Annotated in this window: 22 protein-coding genes and 4 pseudogenes; 12 read left to right on the forward strand and 14 right to left on the reverse strand. The window is 61.1% G+C overall.

From position 1 onward, the window contains the following. Positions 1–84 precede the first annotated feature (84 nt). Positions 85–177 (forward strand): annotated as a pseudogene (locus HZR14_RS11530) (IS5/IS1182 family transposase); the annotation flags it as partial. A gap of 55 nt (positions 178–232) precedes the next feature. On the opposite strand, the gene HZR14_RS11535 reads toward HZR14_RS11530, so the two are convergent. Both HZR14_RS11535 and HZR14_RS14640 read right to left on the reverse strand, forming a co-directional pair. Continuing rightward, entirely contained in the window at positions 233–439 is a 207-nt protein-coding gene (locus tag HZR14_RS11535; RefSeq protein WP_181693024.1) for a hypothetical protein, read from the reverse strand. 83 nt (positions 440–522) lie between these two features. Beyond that, positions 523–627 (reverse strand): annotated as a pseudogene (locus tag HZR14_RS14640) (SHOCT domain-containing protein); the annotation flags it as partial. A gap of 206 nt (positions 628–833) precedes the next feature. Between HZR14_RS14640 and HZR14_RS11545 the strand changes: the two are divergent. Continuing rightward, positions 834–1,469 (forward strand): DsbA family oxidoreductase, encoded by a 636-nt coding sequence (locus HZR14_RS11545; RefSeq protein WP_181693025.1) that lies wholly within the window; start codon positions 834–836, stop codon positions 1,467–1,469. Positions 1,470–1,574: 105 nt separating this feature from the next. Here HZR14_RS11545 and HZR14_RS14645 read toward each other — a convergent pair. Then, a pseudogene (locus HZR14_RS14645) lies at positions 1,575–2,003 on the reverse strand (hypothetical protein); the annotation flags it as partial. 130 nt (positions 2,004–2,133) lie between these two features. After that, positions 2,134–2,523, reverse strand: coding sequence for a hypothetical protein (locus tag HZR14_RS11550; protein ID WP_181693026.1), 390 nt, complete (start codon positions 2,521–2,523; stop codon positions 2,134–2,136). Between the two features lie 208 nt (positions 2,524–2,731). Between HZR14_RS11550 and HZR14_RS11555 the strand changes: the two are divergent. Further along, positions 2,732–3,379, forward strand: a pseudogene (locus HZR14_RS11555) (IS5 family transposase). A 2-nt stretch (positions 3,380–3,381) separates the two neighbouring features. Here HZR14_RS11555 and HZR14_RS11560 read toward each other — a convergent pair. Next, positions 3,382–5,034 carry a sensor histidine kinase gene (locus HZR14_RS11560; RefSeq protein WP_181693027.1) on the reverse strand — a complete coding sequence of 551 codons (1,653 nt, stop codon included), beginning with the start codon at positions 5,032–5,034 and terminating at the stop codon, positions 3,382–3,384. A gap of 451 nt (positions 5,035–5,485) precedes the next feature. On the opposite strand from HZR14_RS11560, the gene HZR14_RS11565 reads away from it, so the two are divergent. After that, positions 5,486–5,746 carry a hypothetical protein gene (locus HZR14_RS11565; RefSeq protein ID WP_181693028.1) on the forward strand — a complete coding sequence of 87 codons (261 nt, stop codon included), beginning with the start codon at positions 5,486–5,488 and terminating at the stop codon, positions 5,744–5,746. Between the two features lie 287 nt (positions 5,747–6,033). Next, positions 6,034–7,686, forward strand: coding sequence for a polymer-forming cytoskeletal protein (locus HZR14_RS11570; RefSeq protein WP_181693029.1), 1,653 nt, complete (start codon positions 6,034–6,036; stop codon positions 7,684–7,686). Between the two features lie 74 nt (positions 7,687–7,760). Here HZR14_RS11570 and HZR14_RS11575 read toward each other — a convergent pair whose 3' ends face one another. Continuing rightward, positions 7,761–9,875, reverse strand: a complete 2,115-nt coding sequence (locus HZR14_RS11575; protein ID WP_181693030.1) for an AAA family ATPase — start codon at positions 9,873–9,875, stop codon at positions 7,761–7,763. Positions 9,876–9,976: 101 nt separating this feature from the next. Here HZR14_RS11575 and HZR14_RS14460 point away from each other — a divergent pair, with 101 nt between their 5' ends. Next, on the forward strand, positions 9,977–10,111 hold the full coding sequence (locus HZR14_RS14460) for a DUF7128 family protein (protein ID WP_255479250.1): 135 nt from the start codon (positions 9,977–9,979) through the stop codon (positions 10,109–10,111). Between the two features lie 6 nt (positions 10,112–10,117). Here the strand turns inward: HZR14_RS14460 and HZR14_RS11580 are convergent, their stop codons facing one another. The 5 genes from HZR14_RS11580 to HZR14_RS11600 all read right to left on the reverse strand — a co-directional run bounded on the left by HZR14_RS11580 (position 10,118) and on the right by HZR14_RS11600 (position 12,951). After that, on the reverse strand, positions 10,118–10,912 hold the full coding sequence (locus tag HZR14_RS11580) for an enoyl-CoA hydratase/isomerase family protein (protein ID WP_181693031.1): 795 nt from the start codon (positions 10,910–10,912) through the stop codon (positions 10,118–10,120). 71 nt (positions 10,913–10,983) lie between these two features. Next, positions 10,984–11,235: a DUF7508 domain-containing protein gene (locus HZR14_RS11585; protein WP_181693032.1), complete on the reverse strand. Its 252-nt coding sequence runs from the start codon at positions 11,233–11,235 to the stop codon at positions 10,984–10,986. Beyond that, the gene (locus HZR14_RS11590) at positions 11,235–11,735 is read right to left on the reverse strand and encodes a DUF5796 family protein (protein ID WP_181693033.1); all 501 of its coding nucleotides are present in this window, start codon (positions 11,733–11,735) and stop codon (positions 11,235–11,237) included. Before HZR14_RS11590 ends, HZR14_RS11585 begins: the two co-directional genes overlap by 1 nt. Positions 11,736–11,797: 62 nt before the next feature. Next, complete coding sequence (locus HZR14_RS11595; protein WP_370464982.1) at positions 11,798–12,427, reverse strand: protein sorting system archaetidylserine decarboxylase; 630 nt, start codon at positions 12,425–12,427, stop codon at positions 11,798–11,800. A gap of 38 nt (positions 12,428–12,465) precedes the next feature. Next, positions 12,466–12,951, reverse strand: a complete 486-nt coding sequence (locus tag HZR14_RS11600) for a DUF309 domain-containing protein (protein ID WP_181693035.1) — start codon at positions 12,949–12,951, stop codon at positions 12,466–12,468. Positions 12,952–13,139: 188 nt separating this feature from the next. On the opposite strand from HZR14_RS11600, the gene HZR14_RS11605 reads away from it, so the two are divergent. After that, complete coding sequence (locus HZR14_RS11605) at positions 13,140–13,751, forward strand: AsnC family transcriptional regulator (protein WP_181693036.1); 612 nt, start codon at positions 13,140–13,142, stop codon at positions 13,749–13,751. A gap of 182 nt (positions 13,752–13,933) precedes the next feature. On the opposite strand, the gene HZR14_RS11610 is transcribed toward HZR14_RS11605, so the two are convergent. After that, positions 13,934–14,674, reverse strand: coding sequence for a DUF7979 domain-containing protein (locus tag HZR14_RS11610; protein ID WP_181693037.1), 741 nt, complete (start codon positions 14,672–14,674; stop codon positions 13,934–13,936). 461 nt (positions 14,675–15,135) lie between these two features. On the opposite strand from HZR14_RS11610, the gene HZR14_RS11615 reads away from it, so the two are divergent. Further along, positions 15,136–15,987 carry a universal stress protein gene (locus HZR14_RS11615; RefSeq protein ID WP_181693038.1) on the forward strand — a complete coding sequence of 284 codons (852 nt, stop codon included), beginning with the start codon at positions 15,136–15,138 and terminating at the stop codon, positions 15,985–15,987. Positions 15,988–16,225: 238 nt separating this feature from the next. Here HZR14_RS11615 and HZR14_RS11620 read toward each other — a convergent pair whose 3' ends face one another. Continuing rightward, on the reverse strand, positions 16,226–16,639 hold the full coding sequence (locus HZR14_RS11620; protein WP_181693039.1) for an EamA family transporter: 414 nt from the start codon (positions 16,637–16,639) through the stop codon (positions 16,226–16,228). 992 nt (positions 16,640–17,631) lie between these two features. Here HZR14_RS11620 and HZR14_RS11625 point away from each other — a divergent pair. Continuing rightward, complete coding sequence (locus tag HZR14_RS11625; protein WP_181693040.1) at positions 17,632–18,852, forward strand: MFS transporter; 1,221 nt, start codon at positions 17,632–17,634, stop codon at positions 18,850–18,852. A 111-nt stretch (positions 18,853–18,963) separates the two neighbouring features. Next, complete coding sequence (locus HZR14_RS11630) at positions 18,964–19,389, forward strand: hypothetical protein (protein WP_181693041.1); 426 nt, start codon at positions 18,964–18,966, stop codon at positions 19,387–19,389. A gap of 1,225 nt (positions 19,390–20,614) precedes the next feature. Here HZR14_RS11630 and HZR14_RS11635 read toward each other — a convergent pair. Beyond that, positions 20,615–21,388 (reverse strand): IclR family transcriptional regulator, encoded by a 774-nt coding sequence (locus HZR14_RS11635; protein ID WP_181693042.1) that lies wholly within the window; start codon positions 21,386–21,388, stop codon positions 20,615–20,617. A gap of 641 nt (positions 21,389–22,029) precedes the next feature. Here HZR14_RS11635 and HZR14_RS11640 point away from each other — a divergent pair. After that, a complete protein-coding gene (locus HZR14_RS11640) occupies positions 22,030–23,511 on the forward strand; it encodes a CoA-acylating methylmalonate-semialdehyde dehydrogenase (protein WP_181693043.1) in 1,482 nt (493 codons plus the stop codon). A gap of 239 nt (positions 23,512–23,750) precedes the next feature. Further along, positions 23,751–25,001, forward strand: a complete 1,251-nt coding sequence (locus HZR14_RS11645; RefSeq protein ID WP_181693044.1) for an iron-containing alcohol dehydrogenase — start codon at positions 23,751–23,753, stop codon at positions 24,999–25,001. Positions 25,002–25,320 lie beyond the last annotated feature (319 nt).

Genomic DNA, 25,320 nt, shown 5'->3' on the forward strand with positions numbered 1-25,320 from the left:
AGAAGTTCACGAAGAGACTTGGATTTGCTAAATCTTGGATCGACAAATTCCTGGGTCCCTATTTGCAAAAATTATCTTGACCATTACGCCGTGCGAGCGCGTTCGTGGTTCCGTGAGTTCCGAGAAATCGCGTTGATGTGTGTCGTCTATAACATCAAGCGAGCTGTGAAACCGTGAATTCCACCGCAGTATGGCGATTCAACACAGCCGTTAAAACCGCTTCCCTGGCCCGTTACTCGGGCGACCACTCACAGGCATCGCCTACCGTCAGGTCGTTCTCGTCGATGTACGCAGAGAGACACGCGTAGTTGCAAAAGTAGGTGGGTGAACCGCAGCCGTCGGTACAGTCACGGACGCATATCGGATCGTGGTCGAAGATTCGGGAGCCACAGTACACACAGGCTTCGTCCGCAGCAGGAGTCGTAATGGTCGTCGACATACCGCTACTGCGGGGAGAAGCCGCAAAACCGTTTCGTCGTGCCAACTCAGACTATCGTAGATGGGCCAGCAGAAACGCGTTGCTCACTCCTCTTGCCGGAGGCGTTCCCGCCGTTCCTCGAACTCTTCTTCCGAGAGATCACCACGAGCGTACGCCATCCGGAGTTCCTCCAGCGCCGGATCAGTCACCGCACCAGCCCGACCCCCGCCGACGAGCCAACGATACAGTGAACGTCCAGAATGGCACGCCTGTCCGTATCGATGAGCGTAGTTGATTTGAGTGTCTGCACGCGGTAACCTACAGAGAATACAGGAGAGCCCCCACGACTTCAGTCGTGGGAGGAGGTCAATGCTCACCAGGATTCTTATCCGGTGGCCAGCCGTACTAACGCACAATGGTCGAAAACAGCGGTCATATCACGATGTATTCGGATTACGTGTGTCCGTTTTGCTACCTTGGTCACCGGTCATTGGAGTCGTATCAGGAAACACGCGACCGTGACCTCGAGATCGACTGGCAGCCGTTCGATCTTCGGAGTCAGAAACGCGGCCCCGACGGCGAGATCGATCATTCTGTCGACGATGGGAAAGACGAAGCGTACTTCGATCAAGTACGACAGAACGTCGCCCGATTGAAAGGGGAGTACGACGCCAACGAGATGCTCGACCTCGGCGACCTTCCAGAGCGCGTGGATTCGTTCGAGGCGCAAGTCGCCTCGTTCTACGTGAACGAAGAGTATCCCGAGCAGTGGCTCGCCTTCGACGAAGCGATCTTCGAGGCGCTATGGATCGATGGACGGGACATCGGCGACGTCGATGTCTTAGTCGATATCGCGGATGAATCCGGACTGGCCGGTGACGAGATTCGAACTGCGGTCGCGGACGAGCAGCTTCGCGGCCGCCTCCGGGACCAATTTGCTGAAGCACGGCAAAACGGTGTGACGGGCGTTCCGACGTTCGTCTACGACGGGCACGGCGCTCGGGGTGCGGTTCCGCCGGAACAGTTGGAGCGACTCGTCGAGGGCGCGTGATTTCGCCATCCGCGGCACTCTCCGAGCGGACTCGGTGTTCACGCCGGATCAGCGGTCGGCTGATCAGCTCTCCGGGCGCGGGCTTCAGCGGGCCGCGGAACTGCCAGTTGGCTCCTCTGACGGGTCCCGTGTCGTGAGCTCGACGACGTAGAGGTACCCCCCGCCGCCGTGGGGCCGACTGTCGGATTCTCGACGCCGTGTCCTAATTGGAACAGCGGCTGGTCGATGTGATCCATGTTAGCCGGGTCGAGGAGATCGGAGGGTTGGTCGGGGTGGATACTCCGGTCACGTCCTTCGTCCACGTAGGGGTCATCGTCGACAGCGTATCGAGGGACAGGTACTGGACAGCTGCGTACGCAGACCCGCGCTCTGCTCTCGTCTCATCGAGCAACCGCTTCAGCCGGTCAAGGTCACGGAGGACGCTATCGAGATAGCCATCCGAGTGTCGGTAGATTTGTGCGATGCGGTCGGGTTGGACTGTTCGTCTGTAGTCTCGCTCCGTTGGATGAATCGGAGTTGACTTCGTGTCGACATCGATATTGTGCAACGATGTCGACAAATCTGATAGAATGGGGCTGCTGAATACAGAGCGCGAGTGTACCACTTGATTCTCCGTTGCATCTTGCTGAACCGGATGGGGTGTCTCAATATACGATTTGACGATCTACAGATACGGTAGATTCACCGTCATATCGGCTCGGGTTTCAAAACCATCCTGACTGCGAGCGATACCGATATCAAACCATACGACGCGCTCTCCGTACGCTGTTCCGCCCGTGACGATCCTGAGGGCAGATCCCGGCTCGAACAGTGTCGTGAAGAGTGACAGATTAACTTCAATAACAAACGAACTGTTGTCCGTCTCAACCTCTCGGAAAACGGTTTCACTCCCCCTGGATCGGGCTGGTGTCTCCGTCGTGTGCTGCACCTCATCGGTAGGGCCGAGAGAAGGCCCTGGGTGAACCGTGAGGGCGGTGGCATCACCGACAGGTACGGGCGCTGTGATCGCCCACAGGACAAGCAGTATTCCAACCAAGATATCCCCACGTAGCATACAAAATACTCCTGTATGCGTTATCAAATAAGTAATTATTGTATCTTGGGCTCTGATGAATCACTGTAAGGCGGCAGGATAGGTCATCAAATCAAAGCAAGTGGAGCGGGAAATCGGTGAGGATCTATAGTAGACATCGCAACTATGTGCACATCGATCGCACTGCCGCCGTGCGATCGAGTGTGTATTGTCTTCCGATCTCTACTATATGTCGAAGATCTCCCGCTTCACGAGCAAAGCGGTGTCGTTAGCGAAAACTGCTGTTGGTGGCCGAGGCGAAGCCGCCGCCCCCGAGCTTTTGTGCAGCCCACAAAATCACGGAGTGATTTTGGGACGCGGCTGCATGACACCGCCGATCACGCTGCGATGGACGCGACGTTCTTCGACCGCGAAACCGCCAGCAAGCACTACTGCCGCCGGACGAACTACCGCGTTCAAACGCTAAAAACGACCGCGCTCGTCGATACAAAGACACAAGCTGTGCTCGACGTTCACTGTACAACCGAGAAGCGTCACGACACGCAGCTCGGCTGGCAACTCGCCCGCCGCAACGCAGGCGAGATCGCCAGCCTCGCCGCCGACAAAGGCTATGATTGGATGCAATTACGCGAGAAATTGCGCGAAGAAGGCGTTAGACCGCTGATCAAGCACCGCGAGTTCCGACCCCATCGATGCGCGCGTTGTGCGCGCAATCGATGGGTCTCCGTACGGTCAAAGAGCACTGTCTGAGACCGTCTTCTCGACGATTAAGCGCACGCTCGGGCACGTACTGCGTACTCGAGCGGGGCGCCGCGAATTTCGTGAGATCGTTCTGATGTGTATAGTCTACAACATCAAGCGAGCTGTAAAACAGTAAAATCAAACACTGTCTGGCGATTCACTAGAGTCAATGAATTCCACGTCAGTAATCTCAAACCGTGCACCGCCATCGGATCCATCGGTGACGATAATTTCCCAACCGTGGGCTTCAACGATTTCCTTGACAATAGCCAAACCAAACCCAGTTCCATCTTCCGCCGTGGAATATCCTGGCTCTAATACTTTTTCGTGATTCTCTTCCGAAATACCTGGACCAGTATCTTCCACATAGAACCCACCCTGGTTGGGTAATATGCCGACTTTGATAACAACGTCGGAACCGCCGTGCTCAATAGCATTCCGAAAGAGATTTTCAAATAATTCTCTGAGGCGATCCCGGTCGGCCTCTATGCTCGTGACCAGGTCTTCCTGAACGGTTAAGGTAGCCTCCTCTGAAGCGATCAGCTGCCAACAATCGTGGACTAAATTGGCAATTTCTACCTTTTCAGTCTCTCCGATATCCATCCCGGACCTCGCTAACTCCAGCAAGTCCTCGATGAGATCAAGCATGCGATCGTGGGCCTTCGCCACTTTGTCTAAATGCTCTCTCTCACCGGTCTTCCGGGCCAACTCCAGATATCCCTCAGCGACACTCAGCGGGTTGCGGAGATCGTGCGAGACGATGCTGGCAAACTGCTCCAAGCGCTCATTTTGACGCTCCAACCGTCGGCGGTACTGTTCCCGTTCACTCACGTCAGTTAGCGTGATCACGCGACCCGTGACGGCTTCACCGGTAGAAATCGGTATCGTGGAAACATGATAATACCGGGGCGAACCTTCGTGATCGATGTGTATCGGATTCTGATTTTCCTCAGCGGCCGCCTCCGCGGCCATTGGTAGGATAGTATCTAAGGACCGTCCGATTGCCCCGTCAAGTTCGGGGATTTTGGTTGTAGCCGCCGAGTTAGCATCTCGAATCGTCCAATCTTGATCGAGGAAGATTGTAGGCGTCTCAGTACTACCAGTGAATTGTATGGCTTCAAACCGCTCGAAATACACAAACAGCGTTCCAACGGCGAAAATCGAGACCCCCAAGGGTTCGTACCAGATCGGGAGCAGGGACGATCCCAGTGCCCCATAGATATTGAAGATGATCGGTAAGGCGGTGATCCCAACGAGTGCAACCAGCGGACGTGCGCTCGTTCCGGCGTGGTAGAATCGTTCCAACAACATGAAGAAGGAGATACCAATGACGACGTACGAAATGGCAAGGATCACCCAGTGGAGGACCCCCTGGTGAAGAGCAAGATGAGGAAAGGGTTCGGTGACCCATTCGGTCGTGAAATACAGCTGATGTATGGGGTTCGTGGCTTTCACTAAAGCGATGCCAAGGAAGCCACCGACCATGAGGCGGCGATACGGTGCTTGGCGAGGTGATCGTCCGGTATAGGCCGCACTAAAATACAACCATGCCCCGACACACGCGAGGGCGGCGATCAATCCGAAAATGTAAGATGCGATCTTAACCTCGGGTGTCGGTAGCAGAAAGTACCCCAAGTATCCGATGGCCCAGAAGCCGCAAGTGAGCAATATCGCAACAAATCCTTCGCGCGTCTCGTCATGCGTGATCGACCGCGCTCGGAAAATACTGCCAAAGCAGAGCAGAGCCGAAACCGCAAACACCAACAGATGTGCGAGGTAGAGATAACTCATGAAACAATCTTGTTACCGGAACAATAATGGTCCATTACATAAACTAACCGACTAACATGTTTACCATCTGAGTATCATCTTTGGATTTACTGTATATACTCTCTGTATTCAGCAACTGGACCAATTTGTGTCATCCGCCGTAGAGTATCTTTCAGAATCAGCAGGATACAAGCATGGACAGTTATTATACAGGCGTTCACGATGCTGAAGCTCCACCGTACTCACCAAACGAAAATCCGCAACCAATCACAGGTCGCGGAGTCGCTCAACCGACGACGGAAAACTCCGAATAACTGCGCTCCAGAACGAGTATCAACAGTCCGGGACGGAGCAAACCAGGATCGAGTTACACCCAGCCGAGAACGCCACCGACCTCGGCGAGTTCGAGGGCACCGTCTCCGTTCCAACCCGGCTCAACGGCTCCGAATACTGGGACGAGGCGTTAGGCGAGGTGGGACTGGGAGACGACGAATACGAGGTCAACGAGAACGGATACGAAGAGGGTGTCCACAAGCTGAACTTTACGGACATCGCCACCGACGATATCACATTCAATACGGTCGGAATCGGTTCGGATCCCGACGGCGAAAACTCCGCTAGGCGGGACGTTGGGGTGGGTAACGGAGGCAATGGTCAGGATGACAGCGATGGCGACGATGACGACAACGGCGATGACGACGACGATAATGACGATAATGACGACGACGACTGATGGTATCACTCGGAGTTGGAGTCCAGCGTCTCGACGAGAGTCCGTCCGTCGGTCATCCTTGCTTGTCGGGTGGGACGTGACAGTAGCAGATACTGCTATATCGGCATACATCGACGAATACGAGCGGTAAGATTAACTGTATATGACGTGTTCGACCGGTATGGACGGTGGGATTCAGCGCTCTCGGGATCAATCTGGATCCCACGGGTACGAGGCCGGTTCCTACGACCACGACCCCGGTGCCGTTCCGGTGATACCGCAGCCACGTTACAGCGGTGCCCGCTGAGATGCCGGATTTCGCTATCGATACGTCGTTATTCGCCGACGACCGGGCGGTCGCCCCGCTCATCGGGTTCATCCTCCTGTTCGGGCTGTTCGTCACCGCGTTCGCCGGGTATCAAGCGACCGCGGTCCCACAGCAGAACGCCGAGACCGAGTTCCAGCACTTCCAGGACGTCCAAGACGACATGACCGTGATCCGAAATGCGATCTCGACCGCTGGACAGTCCGACGTCTCGCAGTTCGAGAGCGTGAAGTTGGGGACGACGTACCGCGAGCGCATCCTCGCGTTGAACCCGCCGGCGGCGGCGGGAAGTCTGCGGACGAGCGATGCATACTATATCACCGTTGAGGACGATATCGTCTCGTCGACGCGCTTTCTGGAGTACCGAAACGGATACAACGAGTTCGAAGCTGGCTCGATCTGGTACGAAAACTCCGTCGTCTACCTGGACGAACGGGACGACGACGGCGACGGGAACGTGGTGATCCTCGAGGAGCAAAACCTCGTCGAGGACGGCAAACTCCGGATCACCGCCCTCCAGAACGACTATCAGGAGTCGGGGATCGGCCGTGCCTCGGTCGAGTTGTACCCGGTCGACGTCGAGGACGCGGACGATCTCAGCGAGTACGACGGAGACGTCACGGTCGGGATTCCGACCCGGCTCAACGGCCCCGAATACTGGGAGGCGGAGATTCCGGCGGGTCTGCGAGGCGATCCCTTCGTCGTCCCACCGGAGGACAACGATTACACCGGTGACGACGTCTACGAGCTTCGATTGGAGGCAAACGTGGACGAGGTCAGTGTCAACACCGTCGGGATCGACTCAGCGCCGGAAGACAAAGCGGGGGCTGCGAGGCAGGGTGTCGGCGGAGGTGAGAGCAGTAGTGACTGTGCGATTGAGCAGTCCGGAGATTACACCGCTAAAAATGATGTTGAGGGTTGTATTGACGTGGGAGGTGATGTTGAAATAAAACAGGATGTGGATGTTGATGGAGATATTTATGCTGATGGTCTGGTCACGCTCAAAGGGAGTACGACGGCTCAGGCTATTGATGCAGGAGGTGACGTGACAATCGAGAAAGACGCAGAAGTCGAGGGTATCGACTCGGGCGGTAACGTTGAATTAAAAGAGAACGCCAAAGCAGGCGATATCAACGCCGATGGTCTGGTCAAATTAAAAGAGAACGCTGAAGCAGGCGATATCAACGCCGGTGGTCTGGTCACGCTCAAAGAGAGTACAACGGCACAGGCTATTGATGCAGGAGGTGACGTGACAATCGAGAAAGACGCAGAAGTCGAGGGTATCGACTCGGGCGGTAACGTTGAATTAAAAGAGAACGCCGAAGCAGACGATATCAACGCCGGTGGTCAGGTCAAATTAAAAAAGAACGCTGAAGCAGGCGATATCAACGCCGGTGGTCTGGTCACGCTCAAAGGGAGTACGACGGCTCAGGCTATTGATGCAGGAGGTGACGTGACAATCGAGAAAGACGCAGAAGTCAACGGGGATATCGATTCCGACGGGAACGTCGACCTCGGCGACAACGCGACCGTGGAGGGCGACGTATTCGTCGACAGCGCCGAAGATATCAATTGTGGTAACGGTTCAAAAATTAATGGGAAAGGTTGCAGCGGTTACAAGAACAGTAACTACTAACGAAAAGGCTGACCGCATATAAAATGCCGAACACTCATTCGTGATCGCCCGTCTCGTCCACTCGTGAATCCCGTTTATATTTCTTCCCCATCGAACTCCGCCAGCGCCGCCTCGACGTGCGCCGCCCCGATCTCGACCTCGTCGGCACGCTCGGTCGCCGCCTCGGGACCGATCTCGTCGGCCACCTCCCGGATCGCCCGCATCGACGCCTCCCGGACGATCGACTCGAGTTCCGCACCGGAGAGGCCCTCGGTCCGGTCGGCGACGGCGTCGAGGTCGACGTCCTCGCCGAGGGGCTTGCCGGCGGCGTGGACCGCCAAGATTTCGCGTCTGGCCGCCCGGTCGGGGGCCGGGATCTCGACGTGGGATTCGAGCCGTCCGGGGCGGAGCAGCGCGGGGTCGAGCGCCTCGATTCGGTTCGTCGCCGCGAGGACGACGACGTTGGGGTTTGCGGCCAGCCCGTCGAGTTCGGCGAGCAGCTGTGAGACGACGCGTTCGGTGGATTCGCTTGCGTCCCCGCGGACGCCCGCCAGCGCGTCGATCTCGTCGAAGAAGACGATCGAGGGGGCGGCCTGCCGGGCGCGGTCGAACACCTCCCGGACGGCCTTCTCCGACTCGCCGACGTACTTGTCGAGCAGTTCCGGCCCGGCGACGGAGACGAAGTTCACCTCGCTTTCGCCAGCGAGCGCCCGTGCGAGGAGGGTCTTTCCGGTCCCCGGTGGCCCGTACAGGAGGATCCCGGAGGGCGGATCGGTGTTCGTCGCCTCGAAGAGTGCGCCATAGGCGAGCGGCCACTCGACGGCCTCGGTGAGCACCCGCTTTGGTTCCTCGAGGCCGCCGACGTCCTCGAAGGTGACGTGTGGCGTCTCGGCGACGTACTCGCGCATCGTCGAGGGATCGACGGCGGTGAGCGCCGCCTCCAGATCCGTCCTCGTGACCGTGAGGTCCTCGCGGTTCTCCCGATCGCGCAGCGCGCGCATGGCGGCCTCCGTCGCCAGCGAATGGACGTCCGCGCCGACGAAACCGTGAGTTCTGGCGGCGAGTTCGTCGAGATCGACGTCCTCGGAGAGCGGCATCCCGCGGGTGTGGACGTCGAGGATCTCCCGACGGCCGGACTCGTCGGGGGCACCGATCTCGATCTCCCGATCGAAGCGCCCGCCGCGCCGGAGGGCGGGATCGATCGCGTCGACGCGGTTCGTCGCGCCGACGACGATGACTTGCCCGCGCTCCTCGAGACCGTCCATGAGCGTCAGAAGCTGTGCGACGACCCGGTTTTCCATGTCGGCGTCCTCGTCTCTGGTGCCCGCGATCGAGTCGATTTCGTCGACGAAGACGACCGCCGGCTGGTTCTCGATCGCCCGGTCGAACGTTTCGCGGAGCCGTTCTTCGCTCTCGCCTTTGTACTTCGAGACGATCTCGGGGCCGTCGATCACCTCGAAGTGGGCGTCGACCTCGTTGGCGACCGCCTTCGCGATGAGCGTCTTGCCGGTTCCGGGCGGCCCGTACAGAAGGACGCCGGAGGGCGGGTCGATGCCGAGTCTCCGAAACAGGTCCGGCTCCGAGAGGGGGAGTTCGATCATCTCCCGGACCTGTTCGAGTTCCTCGTCGAGGCCGCCGATGTCCTCGTAGGTGGCGTCGGTGGTCGGCTCCGGCGCGGTGCGTTCCGATTCGGCCGAATGCTGTCGTTTTGCCCCGCCGTCGTCGGTGTCGGCGGCGGGCCGCTCGCGCACCCGAACGGTCGTGTTGCCGGTGACGCGGACCGTCCCGTCGGGCTCCGTTCGGATGACCGTCGCACGAACGCCCGGCCGTTCTAAGCGGATCGTTTCGCCGGCCTGTAGCGGCCGGTCCCGGAGGTCGTTCGCGATCGCCTCCAGCAGTTCGTCGTCGGCGTCAGTTGGGATCTCGACGACGACTCGATCGGCCTCCGCAACCGATACCGGGGCGACGGTGACGGGGTCGCCGACGTTGACGCGCGCGTTAGCGCGGGTCTCGGCGTCGATGCGGACGACCCCGTCGCCCCCACCCGCGGGCCAGACTTTCGCCACCGTCGGGCGTTCGCCCTCGATGACGACCGTATCGCCGCTCAACACGCTGAGCGCGCGCCGTGCGGACTCCGGCAGCCGGGCCACACCGCGGCCCGCGTCCCGTTTTTCCGCACCTTTCACCGTTAACGTGACCTGCCGGGACATACCCCTACTCGGGCCCGGCGCTGTTTTATCGTTCCGCCTGCGGGTGGCTACCCCCTGTTTTTTGGGTAACGGTTATACCGCGGCATACCCCACTGTCGCGTATGGTCGCGACCACAGAGCGGGACGGGACGACGTGGTATGAGTGCGAAAAGTGTGGCCTGCTCTTCGACAGCCGGGAGGACGCGGTCCAACACGAGGAGAACTGCGACGCCGAGGAGCCGAATTATATACAGTGACCGCCGTTACTCCCCGGTGAACTCGGGGTCGCGGTCCGAGTTGAACGCCGCCACGGCCTCTTCGTGGTCGTCCGTCTGCGCACAGATACGCTGGGCCCGTGTCGCGTGCTCGAAGGCGGTCTCGAGGTCGACGTCGGCGCTCTCGTTGATCAGCGTCTTGCTCAATCCGAGTGCGACCGGTGGCTGCGTGGTGAGTTCGGCGGCGACGGATTCGGCGGTCTCGAGTAGTTCCTCGCTCGGAACGCACTCGCGGGCGAGGTCCCATTCGACGATCTCCTCGCCTTCGAGGTGTCGGCCGGTGAATATCAGCTCCTTTGCGCGTGCCTCCCCGATGAGTCTGGAAAGGAGGTACGCGCCGCCGTCACCGGGGACGAACCCGACGTCGATGAACGTCTCGCCGATCGCGGCGGTCTCGCTTACGATGCGGACGTCACACGCCAGGGCCGTATCACACCCGGCACCCAAGGCGTATCCGTCGATAGCGCCGATGACCGGCGTCTCGATGGTCCGAAGCGTCCGGACGACGTCCTGAAACAGCCCCAGGCCGGCCTCGTACTCGGCGAACCCCATCTCCGGGGTCACGGGCATGTCCTCAAGATCGATGCCGCTACAGAACGCCCGATCACCGGCACCGGTCAGGACGATCGCTCGGATCTCGTCGTCCGAATCGAGCGCTTCGAGGCGTTCGACGAGCGTTCGGAGCAGCGTCTCGTCGTAGGCGTTCATCGTCTCCGGTCGGTCGAGCGTCACTCGTGCGACGTGATCTCGGGGGTATGCGGTTTGAACTGGTGTCTCGCTCATGGGTCGACTCCGTCAGCGGGAGGCTGCGTCCCGAGCACTAATGTATCCCCACCCTCCCGACACACGGGGCGTTATCGCGAAGCCAGGCGGTCGCGATGCTCCTCGACCAGCCGTTCGGCCTCGGTGCGGTTCTGGGTGGTCTTCCAGCGGACCTGCTCTCCGTCGCCGTAGGCGAGCGCCTCCTTGAGTTCGCTCCGCAGCGGGCCGTGTTCGACTGCGACGACGGACCCGTCGGCGACGCCCAGTTCGTAGATCCCGTAGCGGTCCGGTACCGAATCGATCGTCGCCCGTTCCAGCGGTTTCCAGCCCTTCTCGAGCGGCATCAGGTATCGTTTTCGTCCGTGGCACGTTCGTGTTCGCCCGCGTTGTCCGCCCCGCTCGCGCCGTCGTCGGCTTCGGCGACGAGTTCGTAGGAGGCCTCCCCCGTCTCGTCCTCCGCGAAGACGAACACCCGGCCGCGGGCGACGTCGGGATCGGCGGACACCGCGATCCGATAGCCTCGGTTTTCGACGTCGACGCCCGGAAACAGCGACGCCTCCTCGCCACGCCCCAAGACGACCCGACCGACGCCGGTCGACTCGAGGATCCCGTCGTCGGTGGTCCGATCGTTGACGTACACCATGACGCCCTCGGTCTCGTCTGGCGACGTAACGAGGACGTGGGCGTCACGGCCCGGAGGGCAGACGACGCTTGCTTCTTTTTTTCGAGGAATGCCGTGATAGAAGACGGATCGACCGTCGAGGTACTCCACCTCGACGCCGTCGGGATCGAGGGAGACGTGAAGGGTATCGGGCGCGATGTCGCTTCGCTCGGTCTCGGTCATCGCGTCTGCGTTCGGGAGGCATCGACAAAAGGAGGGCGGTTCAAACGCTCCGCGAGCGGCCGTCAGGTACTGTTCCGTGCTGCGATCACCGTCTCGCCGGCCCGGACGCGTTGGCCCTCTCTTACCCGGACGTCTTCGCGGTCATAGGCGGGCGAAAGGAGCACGTCGGCACGGGAGCCGAACGAGATGTGACCGATCCGATCGCCACGTGCGAGCGTCTCGCCGCCCTCGACGTAGGGGTGAATCCGTCGGGCGACCGCGCCGGCGATGAGCGTCACCTCGTGATCCCCGGCGTCGATACGGACGCGCTCGTTCCGCTCGGACTCCTTGCTGAAGGCGGGGAGGTGGCGACCGGGGGTGTGTTCGACCGCCCCGACAGTACCGTCCGCGGGTGCGCGGTTGACGTGGACGTCGGTGACGTTCATGAATACCGCGACGCGAACGCGCTCGCCCTCCCGGCGGACGACGGACACCCGGCCGTCGGCGGGGGCGACGACGCCCGACGGCGGTGGCGACCGCCTCGGGTCGCGGTGAAACCAAAGCGTCACTGCGGTGGCGAAAAGACAGACGGCAGCGAGCGGCGGACTCAAAACCGCGAGCGGTACGGCGGCGAAAAGCGGGACACGGGCGAGCCGCCACGCGCCCGGAGCGACAGTCGGTAGCGGAACGGGATCGGTGAGCGAGGGTGACACGATCGACATCTCCGGGGCGGGCGGCAAGGTCGTTGTGGTTACTCCAGCCGGGCGGCGTACTGGCGGTCGACCTCTCGGACCGTCGGCCGCGATCCGTCCATCCTGATCGTCCAGTCGTCGAGAACCGTGGGATCGTTTCGGGCGTTCGTAAGCCGGGTTCGCACGTCCAGCAAGTCGACGCCGTAGAAATCCCGCGGGATGCCGTAGAGATACTGCAACGCCGTCCCAAACAGCGAACGCATACCGTCGTCGTTCCCGAAGTCGACGTGTTTGTACGCGCCCGCCGCGACCTGTACCATCCCGTGAGCGAAGGCGCTTTCGGTGGTCCCGCTCCCGTAGTTGTACCACTCGGCCTCGAAACAATCGTGGGATTCGTGATACGCCCCGCCGTTGTAGAGACGGATACCGTGAACCACCGCCCGCCGAAGAGTCGCATGTTCCCACACCGCACGATTCGGGTCCCAGCCGGTCGGCTCACCAGCGGCGGGCGGTTCGACCGTCTCGTCGCGTGTGTGGTCGTCCACACGCCGTCTATCGGCCGCTCGCACCTAACGACGTCGGAGGGGGAAACAGACGGGGATGACACGGAAAGAAGACGAGGCGTCGGCGGTCGGGTGATGGATCCGACCGCATCCGCCGGGCGGCGATGACCCGACCGTTCCGGGGCGGAACACACGTCAGCCCTTTTATTATGGCGGCGTAACCGCCTCTCATGCGCGAACTCGATGAGACCGACCGGGAACTCCTCCGGTTGTTGCTCGAGGACGGCCGGGCCGCATACACCGAACTCGCCGACGTCGTCGGGCTCTCGCCGCCGGCAGTGAGCGATCGGATCGACCGACTCCGCGAGTTGGGCGTGATCGAGCGCTTCACGATCAACGTCGACCGGTCGCGTCTCCACAACGGGGACCGGATCGCGGTGACGCTCGGGGTGACACCCGGCGAGACGGCGACCGTCCGGGAGGCGCTGACCGACGTAACGGGCATCGAGTACGTATTCGTGACCGCCGACAGCCGGCTGTTCGTCGTCGGGACGTTTGCCGGGGGCGACGTCGAATCGGCACTGGCTCCGGCCTTCGAGACGGACGTCGTCGAGGGTATCACCGTCTCGCCGCTCACCGGGTCCGACTGGCATCCGGCACTCGGCGACGCGACGTTGGGACTGGAGTGCGTCGAGTGCGGCAACCGCGTCACCGCCGAGGGCGTCAGTGCGACTATCGACGGCGAGCGCTACGAGTTCTGTTGTGATTCCTGTCGGGGACGGTTCGAGGACCGCTACGAGGAACTCAGCGAGGACGTTCGGGACGGATCGACACGGGTGTGATCGGTCGGCCGGCCTCCGCTGATAGCCGGATAGACGACACGTATTCTCCCGTTCCCGTTTCGTGACTCCGCTTCGAAACACGCTACGGTTTTGAAATCGAAGAGGGTGTCATAGAAGACTTCCCATACCCAACACCGATCGCTCAAAACTCCTGGTTTCAACTGATGCTCTGCCCCCTCCGGTCACCGGAAATACTGAATGGCAACCCCGATACCGACCAACACCGGTGCCGCCACTGAGGTCACACCGATCACAAAAGCGGCGATTGTTTTGACACCGACTACCGCGGCGACGGGCCCCGTGAGGACCGCCGCGACGGCGACCCCGAGCGCGTACCGCGCACGGTAGGTGAGGCCAGCGCCTACGAGCAGCCCGGCGGCGGCAACCAACGAGAGACCGGCAGCGTGCCACACCAGAGACCCGGCCGTGACGCTGGCTGTCGTCACCCCGCCGACCACCACTCCAGTACCGGCGGCGATGAGCGGCAAACGGGTATCGGAACGGGTACGACCAGCGATGCCGACGCCGGTGACGGTCAGTGCGAGCAGGATGAGGCTGGCGACGGCGACCCCGACCTGCGGGACGAGGTCGTTCTTGTAGGTCCCCACGGCGTATTGCTCGCCACCTTTCTCGACCACGTAGCGGTTTTGACCGGCGGTGTAGTCGAAGTCCGCAGGGCAAGCATCTCCAGTAACTGTGATGCTGCCGTCCTCCGTCCGGGCGCGATCGAACACCGCCTTTCCCTGCGAGGACAGCTCTGAGTACTGGAGTACGATGCTGTAATCAAGGGACCCGTCCTCGGCGGCGGGGTTGACACTTGTGCTACACTCACGGGGCTCCTGATACGCTGTCACACCGGCGGCGAGGCCGATGAAAACGACACCGACGACTATCGCGAGGAGGGCGTTGCGGGCGACATCCATATCGATGCTATCCCCCCAGGCTGGATTAGAGTTGCCATCGGCGGCGATTCGAGAGCGGTGGACGTCGTCTGTCTGGTCGCTTTGGGAGGTATTCTCCTCAATATTCAGACGAAATGTCGAACAAGAGGACGAAGAGAGCGACGGCTTCGTTCCATCACCACTTGACTTGTCGGTACGGTACTCACACGGAGGTTCTGACCACGAGATCGACCGAGAACGAACCAAGATAGAGGAACAAGCACGGGAAGTGGAAGAGAAGCAACGCGAACAATAAGCAAGGGCATTCTATCGGCTGATTCGGCTGTAAAATCACGAAATAAATATCGTGCCAACTCTTCTATGACACCCTGATCGAAGCCTATCGCCGACGTACGCGACCTATTCAAAGGGCAAACCGGACACCCGCCCCCGAAAATACGTATGGCCGGCAGTATTAGGAACGTGGACCCGGTAGGGTGAGCATGTTCGACCGTATTCTCTTCGCGACGGACGGGAGAGAGGGAGCAAACACGGTGTTCGAGCACGTACTGGACATCGCGGAGCAGCACGACGCCTCGGTTCACGTATTGAACGTTGCTGATACGACGCACGATAGTGTCACGCGGATCCAGGGTGAGGTGATCGACGTGCTCGAGCGTGAGGGTGAGGACATCGTCGACGAACTCGCGGCCCGCGCCACAAACCGACGCGTCTCGGTCGTGACGGACGTCGTCCAGGGTGGTGTTCCGGAGACCATTGTGGCGTATGCCGGTGAGTACGATATCGATCTCATCGCCATGCCGGTCGGTGGCAACCGGCCGCTTCTCGGGAGCACGACCGAGCGAGTTATTCGACGAGCAGCCGTCCCGGTGCTCACGCTCCGTCCGGACGACCGAGTCGTTCGCTATCCATATCAGGACGTCGTCGTCCCGACTGACGGCAGTGACTGTGCGGAGCTGGCGTTGGAGCTGGCGGTAGATATCACACGAGCGACAGGGGCGACACTCCACGTACTCTCCGTTGTGGACGTGGCTGGTCTCGGTATAGCCGCCACTCCCGAACGTCAGGCAACACTCGAAAACGAGGCCGAAGCGATAGTTGCGGAGGCAACGGACGGTATCAACGAGGACGCGATCGAGTCGATCGAGGAAGCGATCAACGTAGGGACGTCCGTCAGTGGGGCGATTCAAGCCTACGGTGAGGACCACGGGGCCGACCTCATCGTAATGGGTACTCACGGGCGAACGGGGATCGCCGGATATCTGCTCGGCAGCGTCACGGAAACAGTCGTTCGGTCCGCCGCTTGTCCAGTGTTGACGGTCCCCTCACGCTGAGGAACGACGCTCTCTCCTCGATTCCACACGAAGGCGAACGATCGTTTTCGGGACACGCGGTACGGAATTGTGTCCGGCAGTACCTGACACTGCCGGACGTACCGACTTGAATCGCGGGGCAGCCGACACGCGCGTTCGATCGGCGGTTCGGACACGTACCGAGTCGGATGTTCGCGGACGTACGTCCGGCAGTATGACTCATCGCGGAATGGTACCGTGACAGACCTCATCCGGGCCATCACGTGGCAATGAGAACAACCGCAACCGCGCCGAACGCGATACCGAGGGCCTTCCTCGCCGTGACTCCCTCCCCCAATACGACGATGCCGAGGAGTGCTCCGCCGACGAGAAACATCCCGAAGATCGGAACGACGACGCTGACGGGGCCGGTCGAGAGCGCGCGGAAATACCCGACGACGGCACCGGCGAGACAGGTCCCTGCTGCGAGTGCGAACCCAACGGGCCGACTCGCCGCCGATGGGACCGACCACTCGCCGAATAGAGCCGCCACGGCCGTCGCTCCCACGGCCAGGGTGCCGACCGCAATCGGCATGACGGTAAACGTAGGTAGGCTCCGCAGCGCGATCTTCATAAACAGAAATGCGAACGAATAACAAGCCATCGCCAGCAACGCCCATACCACGTGGTTCACAGAGCCACCCCCTCCGGTTCGAGAACGGGTAGCCGGTCCCGTCGGTGAACCATCTGTCCACGTCAATTATCTCGGGGACGAAAAAACCATCCATCGGATCGGGGAGTCCTATAGCGAACATCGATCGCACTGCCGCCGTGCGATCGAGTGTGTATCGTCTTCCGATCTCTTATATATCAAGAGGTGTCGGAGGACGAGCCGTATCCCGATCGGCCACCACGGAGTCGACTCGTTCAGCCGAAGCGAATGTGCCCCGGCCGCTGACGGGAGACGAGAACCATCGCCCGCCCCCGGTCGGGAACGGAGCGAGAGTACGATGATTGATTACGTTCGGTTTCTTGCTGTATTCACATGAACCGACGGACGTTCCTTGCCGGGGTTTCCGCCGTTACGCTCGCGGGGGGAGCCGGCTGTTCCGGAAACGACGAATCACGGGGCGTACAGAGCGGTTTGGACTCCGAAAACGTCAGACGAAACGCGGAGGAAATCCCCTACGAGGCGCTGATACGAAACGGGCGACAGTACGTGGGGGACGCGATTCACGTTCCGCAGGGGAAGATCGTACGGGCGAGGGGGAATAAAGGGTCGGAGTTCCAACTCCGCGTATGTGTCACTCGGCACGGGATCTCCTGGGATGACGAAGTGTTCGTCGGATGGGTGGGTGAGGCGTTTCCAGAAGGGGAGATCATCGAGCTGTGGGGGCAATACAACGGCCGTTTGCGTTCCGAAGGCGCCTCCGGTACGGAAAAGCCGATACCGGCAATCACGGCCGCCGACATCGATCGATTAGACGTCGAAAAGCCGCTCGTGGATGTCGTGTAGACGGTCGCTATCGCAGCGCGTGATCTCACCTCCGACGAGCACTCGAACGTCGCCCGACGACCGGGCGCAACCCGTCCCTACCGGAGATGTTCGATCGCCCATCGGCGCGCGTGCAGTTCCTCACCAACGCCGATGTGGTGTTTATAACAGTCCCCAACGAACGGCCGATAATGACTGACGGGTACGCCCCCGGCCGCTGGCGCATCCTCGCATTGGTAGGGTTCGCCGAACTGTTCGTGATGACGCTCTGGTTCAGCGCCTCGGCCGTCTCGCCGGAACTGACCCAGATGTGGGGGCTTTCCGAATCCGAACAGGCGTGGCTGACCAATGCCGTCCAGCTTGGGTTCGTCGTCGGCGCGGTGCTGTCGGCCAGTCTCACCATCTCGGATACCTTCCCGCCCCGGTACGTCTTCGCCGGATCGGCGCTTCTGGGCGCGGCCGCCACGGGCGTTATCGCGACGTTCGTACACAGTGCCCTGCCGGCCATCGTCCTCCGGTTCATCACGGGCGTCTCGCTGGCTGGCGTGTATCCGACCGGAATGAAAATGATGGCCGGATGGTTCAAGCGAGGACGCGGCCTGGCGATCGGCGTCCTCGTCGGCGCGTTGACGGTCGGGTCGGCCACGCCACATCTCCTGCGCGTCGCCGGCGGGGTCGGAAACCCCCGACTCGTGCTGTACGGCGCGATGGCCCTCTCGCTCGTCGGGGCCGGTCTCGCTTTGTTGTACAGAGAGGGACCCTATCAGCCCGAGCCGTCGCCGTTCGACCCGCGAGCGATCGGGCGTATCCTGCGCGACCGGAGTGTCGCCCTCGCCAACGGCGGCTACTTTGGGCACATGTGGGAACTATACGCCGTCTGGACGTGGATCCCGGTCTATCTGGCGGCCAGTTTCGCCCACCGCGGTGTGAGTAACCCGGAGGAACTAGCCTCGCTTTTGACTTTCGGGACGATCGCGATCGGGGGCGTCGGTGCATGGCTCGCCGGCTCGGCGGCTGATCGCTGGGGCCGGACGACCGTCACCGCCACGAGCATGATCATCAGCGGCTCCGCAACCGTGCTGGCCGGCGTCTTCTTCGGCGCGCGGGTGTGGCTCGTCACGCTCTTTGTCCTGGTTTGGGGATTCGTCATCGTCGCTGACTCGGCGCAGTTCTCGGCGGCGGTCTCGGAGTTGGCCGATCCAAGCTACGTCGGCTCCGCGCTCACACTCCAGACGGCCATCGGGTTTTTGCTCACGATCGGATCGATACAGTTGATCCCCGAGTTCGCCGGGATCGTCGGATGGCGGTGGGCCTTCCTGCCGCTCTTTTTCGGCCCCCTGTTGGGCACCGTCTCGATGGCCCTCTTGCGACGGCATCCGGATGCGAGTAAACTCGCGGGCGGGGTCGGCTGACACTGTCGGCCATCAGCCCACCGCGGCGTGGGATCGAGGGGGGATCGCGGGTGTGGCCGTCGCCGTCCGGAACAGTCAAGACCGTCGGTTGCCAAGGACTGAAAACACCAGATGGCCGCCAGACGAACGGTTCTCACCGGGATCGCCGCCGCCGCCGCCGGCTGCATCGGCCCGGGTAACCCAGGCCGAGAGGCCGATCAGAACGGCGAGAACGGACCGACCGACACCCGGAGCGATGCGGCCGAAGGCGATACCGCCGACGAGTCGTACCACCTTCGCGCGGCACCCGTCGGGATCCCTGACCGCGAGCCGGTCCTGTCGGCCGACGACGACGCAGTCGCCGGGATCGACCCGCTCGTCGACCTGCTCGAGACGGTCGCCAACACGCTCGAAGTCACGTACGCCTCGCTGTCGCCGAGCAACGCCGAGGCGTTCGAGGAGCTAACGGCCGGTGTCGAACAGTATCATGCGGGGAACCCGCCCGGCTACTATATCGACTACAGGGGACTCGTGATCTCGGTGTCACATAGCGGGTAGGGTCACGCCCACACGCCGGCGGCGACGGAGGTATCGGAATCGGCCATCGGCGACGGACTCCGAGGGACCGACGGCGACGCACTCTGTGATTTGAGAGTCGGGCGGCTACTGTCTCGTCATTTATTTCGTGGAGTGTCGGCTTCCTTCCGGCCTCGCGTCGTGAGGGATCGGAGATCCCTCTGACCGTCCGAACGGACCTGCGGTCCGTGAGGAGAGAGCGAGCGCTTCCGACTGGTCGGAAACACGAAGCGAGTGGACCAGGGGATCCTTTCCTCTGTGGTCTTCTCCCCGGCGACTCTCTCCCCAGCGACCCTTCCCGAAGCACGCCGGATAGTAAACATCGCAACTACGTACACATCGATCGCACTGCCGCCGTGCGATCGAGTGTGTCTTGTCTTCCGGTCTCTACTATAGTTACCGTCCCAAAGTAGTATCTATATTGATTATTTATCGGATCTTATTTTTTAGATATGTTTATTCGGTCGCGTGTTGATCGTCTAACCGACGATGCTGACGAGAGGTCTATCGCGGTATCCCCCGACCGCGAGTAGCCCACTGGAGTGAGTCTATTCTCGAAACGTCCCCACAGACGCGATTCAGAATGGAGCTATAGTGAACATCGGAACGATGTACACATCGATCGCACTGCCGCCGTGCGGTCGAGTGTGTCTTGTCTTCCGATCTCTACGATAGCTGTGACTTCCTCGACCGCGACGTGATCCGGGTGGTCGGTCGGGTGTTTGCCCCCGATAACGAGCGGCGAGTCTGCCCCATTGGGACATACTTATTGAAAATAAATACTGTCTTTATATTATATATTACGTCGGATCGCGTTGGGAGCCGGCCCCGATCGACGGGGGATAGCGTCGGCTGAGTGTGGGGGTCGCCACCTATTTCTAACAACACTAAGTTTGTTATTTCGATGGCGGCCGTTTCGGACGGAACGTCTCCTGACCGAAAACGACAGAGCGCGGGATCGGTGGGTCGTCCTCGCTCCGAGAACACCCCATCGAGGGAACGGCGGAACTCGCGCCGAGGGGCTGGAGATCTACCCCTCCACGGGGCCTACGGTATCATTGAACTCCTCCGTGCCGGGGACGTCCCGAAGGCCCGACAACGAGACGACGGGGACGTTGCGGGGACTGTTCGTACTGTCGGCGATACGTTCGTGATGACCCCGCGCCACCGGGGGGTGACTACCGCGACATCGGTATCGCCGACAGTATCAGTTGACCGCCGAGGACAGCTCCAGCTCGAGCGCGTTCGCGGCCCCGGAGACGATCTCCGGAAGCGTTTCCGAAAACCGCTCCTCCTGTAGGCGGTTCTTCGGTCCGGAAACGACGATCGCAGCGGCCCGTCCGTCCGGTGATGCGACCGGGCTGGCGACCGCTCGAAACCCGGTGATCGATTCCTCGTCGTTGAACGTGACCCCTTCGTTTCGGGCCGATTCGAGCTCCGAAAACAGTGTCTCGGGATCCGTGATCGTGTTCTCGGTCCGTTCGGGGAGACCGTACCTTCCGATGATCGCTTGCGCTCGCTCCTCGGGGAGTTGGGCGAGAATAGCCTTCCCCGCCGCGGTGTCGTGCAGCGAGATCCGTGCACCGATTCGCTTGTACGGCTGGACGGCCAGTTCGCCCTTTGCCTTCCGTAGACAGACTCCGCGTCCGTACTCCTCGACGACGATCCATGCGATCTCTTTCGTTTGCTCTGCGATCTGTTGGAGGAACTGTTTCGATTCCTCGTAGAGGGGGTTCATCCGCTGTGCCCGCGACCCGTGAGTGAACAGTTTTAATCCCAGCGTGTACTGGGTGTCCTCTTTTCGTAAGCACTCCTGTTCGACGAGCGTCGAGAGGTGGGCGTGGAGTGTACTCCGGTGCATATCCAGGGCATCGGCCAGTTCGGTCAACGACGCCCGCTCGAGTTCGCTCACCGTCTCGAGGATCTCGACGACCGTTTCGGCGGTTTTCACCGTTCGATGGCCCGCGTCGTTGTCTCCCATACGAATAGCCGAACAGCGTCGAGTCTATATAAGTACCGCTCAACGGCCCGCCTCCCCGTGTGACCGGTAGGTGTCGCACCTGACCGACGACAACCGTACGACGTCCCGGCTGTACTGTTTCGGCATTGCAAACAACGTGACGTCCCGGTGGGGACGTCAGTACGTAGGCGCGGGTGGCTATCGGCTACGCTCGCTCCGTCCTGGCCGCTGCGTAGTTTTTGATAATCCCGAAACCGATCGTACCCGTATTACACCATCTCCGGCTCGGGGCTCATACTGGCGGCCATACCGAGTGAAGGGGGCCGATCCTACGGGGGTCGGCCGTACGCACGGGAGGAGTGCCGTACGCACGGGGGTCGGCCGTACGCACGGGGGTCGGCCGTACGCACGGGAGGAGTGCCGTACGCACGGGGGGAGTGCCGTCAGCAGTGGACGGGCTAGCGGTCAGTCCAGCGGGAGCTTCGAGCGTGTTCTACAACGGAGCCAACGGGAGTACGAAGCCATCACACGGCATCGAGACCGCCGGTGAGACCCCGATGAAACCCTTTGGTCATTGTAAAATCGGTCGATGATCGCTCGGTTGATAGTGAAAAATAAAAAAATACCCAGGTTTTATAATCAGGCTACAAGTAACACAGGGTATGGTTCGCCTAGAATCACTTCCGGAGACCGGAACAGTACAGAATTACGTTGGTGGGGAGTGGCACACGCCGACCGGGAGCGACGGACAGGACGTCATCGACCCAGCGACGTCCGAGCGACTCGCATCCGTCGCGTTCAGTTCGGCGGACGACGTCGACGGGGCGGTCCGGACGGCGACCGACGCCTTCGAGGAGTGGTCCGAACGTCCGGTCGAGGAGCGAATCCAGCCGCTTTTCGAACTGAAGCGGCTGTTAGAGGGCCACGAAGACGAACTCGCCGAACTGCTCGTTCGGGAACACGGAAAAACCCGGAGCGAGGCGAAAGGCGAGATCCGGCGTGGGATCGAGAACGTCGAGGTCGCGTGTGGTATCCCGTCGATGATGCAGGGGGGGACGCTGCTCAACGCGGCACCCGACATCGACGAAAGCGCCGTCCGAAAACCGCTCGGCGTCTTCGCTGCGGTCACGCCGTTTAATTTCCCCGCCATGATTCCCCTGTGGTTTCTCCCGTACGCCGTCGCGACCGGCAACAGCTTCATTTTGAAACCCAGCGAGCAGGACCCGTTGGTCGCCCAGCGTATCTTCGAACTCATCGACCGGGCGGGATTTCCCGACGGGGTCCTTCAGCTCGTCAACGGCGGGGTCGATACCGTCAACGCGCTGTTGGAACACGACGGCATCGAGGGGATCTCCTTCGTCGGCAGTACACCGGTCGCACGGGAAATCTACGCGACGGCGGCGGCAAACGGAAAGCGCGTCCAGGCCCAGGGTGGGGCAAAGAACCACATCGTCGTCACGGAGACGGCGGATCTAGACTTTGCGGCCGAAAAGACCGTGGGTTCGGCGTTTGCCTGCGCCGGCGAGCGTTGTCTCGCCAACGACGTCGTCGTGGTCGAGGAGTCGGTCTACGACGAATTCGTTGAAACGGTCGTTTCGGTGGCGGACTCACAGGTCGTGGGATCCGGCCTCGACGGAGAGACCGATATCGGCGCGCTCATCACCCCCGAACACGAACAGCGCGTCCGGAACTACATCGAGACGGGAATCGAGGAAGGGGCCGACCTCCTCCTCGACGGACGTGACGTTTCCGTCGACGGATACGAAGGGGGGAACTTCCTCGGGCCGACCCTGTTCGGCGACGTGACGACGGATATGGTCATCACGCAGGAGGAGGTGTTCGGCCCGGTGCTCGGGCTGATGTCCGTCGAGGACGTGGATGAAGCCATCGGCGTCCTCGATCGGAGCGACTTCGGGAACGCGGCGAGCCTGTTTACCGGGAGCGGTTCCGACGCACGCAAATTCCGACACCGGACGGACATCGGTAACCTCGGTGTCAATGCCGGGACGGCCGCGCCGATGGCGTTCTTCCATTTCGGCGGACGGAAGGACTCCTTCTTCGGTGACCTCCACGCACAGGGCGAGGACATGATCCACTTCTATACGGACAAGACGGTATACATCGAGCGCTGGCCGGACACCTGATACGCTGATTGCTGTGACACGGTACCGGCGGGGATACGAGCGCCGTCCGGCTCCGTGTTCCGCCGGGTGTCTGCCGGCGGACGGGGTCGATGCGGGCGGCTGTCCCGTGGCTTGCCGACGCAAGTATTAATAGACTAGCCGGAGACGGTCCCAACAGTGCGTCGGCGACGGAAGCACATACCGCCGCATCCGTTAGCCGACAGAAACGACCACGATCACCACGAAGGTGATGATACGATATGCAACACGATTACCCGACACCGACCCACGGAACGCGCGTCGTCGTCTCGCCCGCAAACGTCGTCCTCGGCAGTGGAGCAGCCACGGAGGTCGGCGAGTACGCTTCGCTCTACGGGAGCAGAGCGCTCGTCATCGCAACACAGCAAATATTCGACATTCACGGCGATCAAATCATCGAGACGCTTCACGAGAGCGGTATCGAAACCGCGGTCTATACCGACGTCAGGCCCGATCCGACGGTTAGCAATATCGAGGAGGCACACGAACTGTGGCGGACCGAAGACTGCGACGTGATCGTAACACTGGGTGGCGGTTCGTCGATCGATACCGGAAAGGGCGTCGGCGTCTTGGCGACCAACTCCGGCTCCATCCGTGAGTTCGGCGTCGACAGGGCGGGATACGAAGGCGTTCCGAACCCGACCCCGCCGCTGGTTGCGGTCAACACGACCGCCGGCACCGGTAGCGAAGCGACGCGATCCATCGTCGTTACCGACGATGAAACGTCGACGAAGTTCCTCATCGTCTCTCAGAACGTAGTCCCGGATGTCGCGGTCGAGGACCCCGAACTGACCGTGTCCTTACCGCAGAGCCACACGGCCTTTACGGGCATCGACGCGCTCACCCATGCGATCGAGGCGTTCGTTTCGGTGAAATCCTACAGCGTTTCGGACGATTATGCCCGCGCTGCTATCCGCCGAATCGTGGACTCGTTCCCGAAAGCGTGGGCGAACGGCGACGATATCGAGGCCCGAACGGAGATGATGATCGGTCAGTTGCAGGCCGGACAGGCGTTTACCAACTCGTCGGTCGCGCTCGTCCACGGAATGGCCCGTCCACTCGGTGCACAGCTGCATATTCCACACGGTCTCGCCAATGCCCTCATTCTCCCGTACGTCGTGGATTTCTCGGCGATGGCCGCCCCCGAGGAGTACGCCGAGATAGCTCGCCTGTTCGACGTTGCCGACGACACGGAATCCGATCGAGCGGCGGCGAAGAAAGCCAGTGATGCGGTCCTCGAGTTGTGTACGAACGTGAACCTCGCGTCGTATCTCGACGAGTTCGGCGAGGTTCCAGACCGCGAGGCGTATCTCGAGGTCGTCCCGAAGATGGCACAGGATGCTGTCGACTCCGGCTCGCCCGCGAACAACCCCCGAAAGCCGACGAAAGAGGATATAGAGGATCTGTTCGTACAGATCTACGATGACGCGCTGGCGGCGGATAGCCCGCGTCGTACTACCGAGACCAGGTGAACGATCCCTACGACTCGGCGGCTGACATCGACCCTCGAGGATGGGGGTATTCTCGCCCTGTTTCGTCGATAGAATTGGGGGGGCGCTCGGCGTCCGTCTTCCCCGGTTTTCATACTGACGGACAAAAGAATGTACACACGACGCACGAGGATCACGCCGTTCGACGGAGCGAACGGCGGATCACTCGTGAGTCGGTTTCATTTGATTTCGTCCACCAGTATCAGGCCCCGCCGTACCGGTGGACGAACGCCTCTGCGCTTGTACGAACTGCCGTGTGCGTGTCTCGATCACCGATCGTATAATGTAACAGCTAACAAAT

Origin of the sequence: Natronomonas salinimetallica, assembly GCF_013839515.1 — an archaeon.
Classification (GTDB): domain Archaea; phylum Halobacteriota; class Halobacteria; order Halobacteriales; family Haloarculaceae; genus Natronomonas.

What these genes read in the sequence shown, in the direction of transcription:
- HZR14_RS11535 (WP_181693024.1), bottom strand. Translation starts at nt 439, where the DNA reads ATGTCGACGACCATTACGACTCCTGCTGCGGACGAAGCCTGTGTGTAC.
- HZR14_RS11545 (WP_181693025.1), top strand. Translation starts at nt 834, where the DNA reads ATGGTCGAAAACAGCGGTCATATCACGATGTATTCGGATTACGTGTGT.
- HZR14_RS11550 (WP_181693026.1), bottom strand. Translation starts at nt 2,523, where the DNA reads ATGCTACGTGGGGATATCTTGGTTGGAATACTGCTTGTCCTGTGGGCG.
- HZR14_RS11560 (WP_181693027.1), bottom strand. Translation starts at nt 5,034, where the DNA reads ATGAGTTATCTCTACCTCGCACATCTGTTGGTGTTTGCGGTTTCGGCT.
- HZR14_RS11570 (WP_181693029.1), top strand. Translation starts at nt 6,034, where the DNA reads ATGCCGGATTTCGCTATCGATACGTCGTTATTCGCCGACGACCGGGCG.
- HZR14_RS11575 (WP_181693030.1), bottom strand. Translation starts at nt 9,875, where the DNA reads ATGTCCCGGCAGGTCACGTTAACGGTGAAAGGTGCGGAAAAACGGGAC.
- HZR14_RS14460 (WP_255479250.1), top strand. Translation starts at nt 9,977, where the DNA reads ATGGTCGCGACCACAGAGCGGGACGGGACGACGTGGTATGAGTGCGAA.
- HZR14_RS11580 (WP_181693031.1), bottom strand. Translation starts at nt 10,912, where the DNA reads ATGAGCGAGACACCAGTTCAAACCGCATACCCCCGAGATCACGTCGCA.
- HZR14_RS11585 (WP_181693032.1), bottom strand. Translation starts at nt 11,235, where the DNA reads ATGCCGCTCGAGAAGGGCTGGAAACCGCTGGAACGGGCGACGATCGAT.
- HZR14_RS11590 (WP_181693033.1), bottom strand. Translation starts at nt 11,735, where the DNA reads ATGACCGAGACCGAGCGAAGCGACATCGCGCCCGATACCCTTCACGTC.
- HZR14_RS11605 (WP_181693036.1), top strand. Translation starts at nt 13,140, where the DNA reads ATGCGCGAACTCGATGAGACCGACCGGGAACTCCTCCGGTTGTTGCTC.
- HZR14_RS11610 (WP_181693037.1), bottom strand. Translation starts at nt 14,674, where the DNA reads ATGGATGTCGCCCGCAACGCCCTCCTCGCGATAGTCGTCGGTGTCGTT.
- HZR14_RS11615 (WP_181693038.1), top strand. Translation starts at nt 15,136, where the DNA reads ATGTTCGACCGTATTCTCTTCGCGACGGACGGGAGAGAGGGAGCAAAC.
- HZR14_RS11625 (WP_181693040.1), top strand. Translation starts at nt 17,632, where the DNA reads ATGACTGACGGGTACGCCCCCGGCCGCTGGCGCATCCTCGCATTGGTA.
- HZR14_RS11630 (WP_181693041.1), top strand. Translation starts at nt 18,964, where the DNA reads ATGGCCGCCAGACGAACGGTTCTCACCGGGATCGCCGCCGCCGCCGCC.
- HZR14_RS11635 (WP_181693042.1), bottom strand. Translation starts at nt 21,388, where the DNA reads ATGGGAGACAACGACGCGGGCCATCGAACGGTGAAAACCGCCGAAACG.
- HZR14_RS11640 (WP_181693043.1), top strand. Translation starts at nt 22,030, where the DNA reads ATGGTTCGCCTAGAATCACTTCCGGAGACCGGAACAGTACAGAATTAC.
- HZR14_RS11645 (WP_181693044.1), top strand. Translation starts at nt 23,751, where the DNA reads ATGCAACACGATTACCCGACACCGACCCACGGAACGCGCGTCGTCGTC.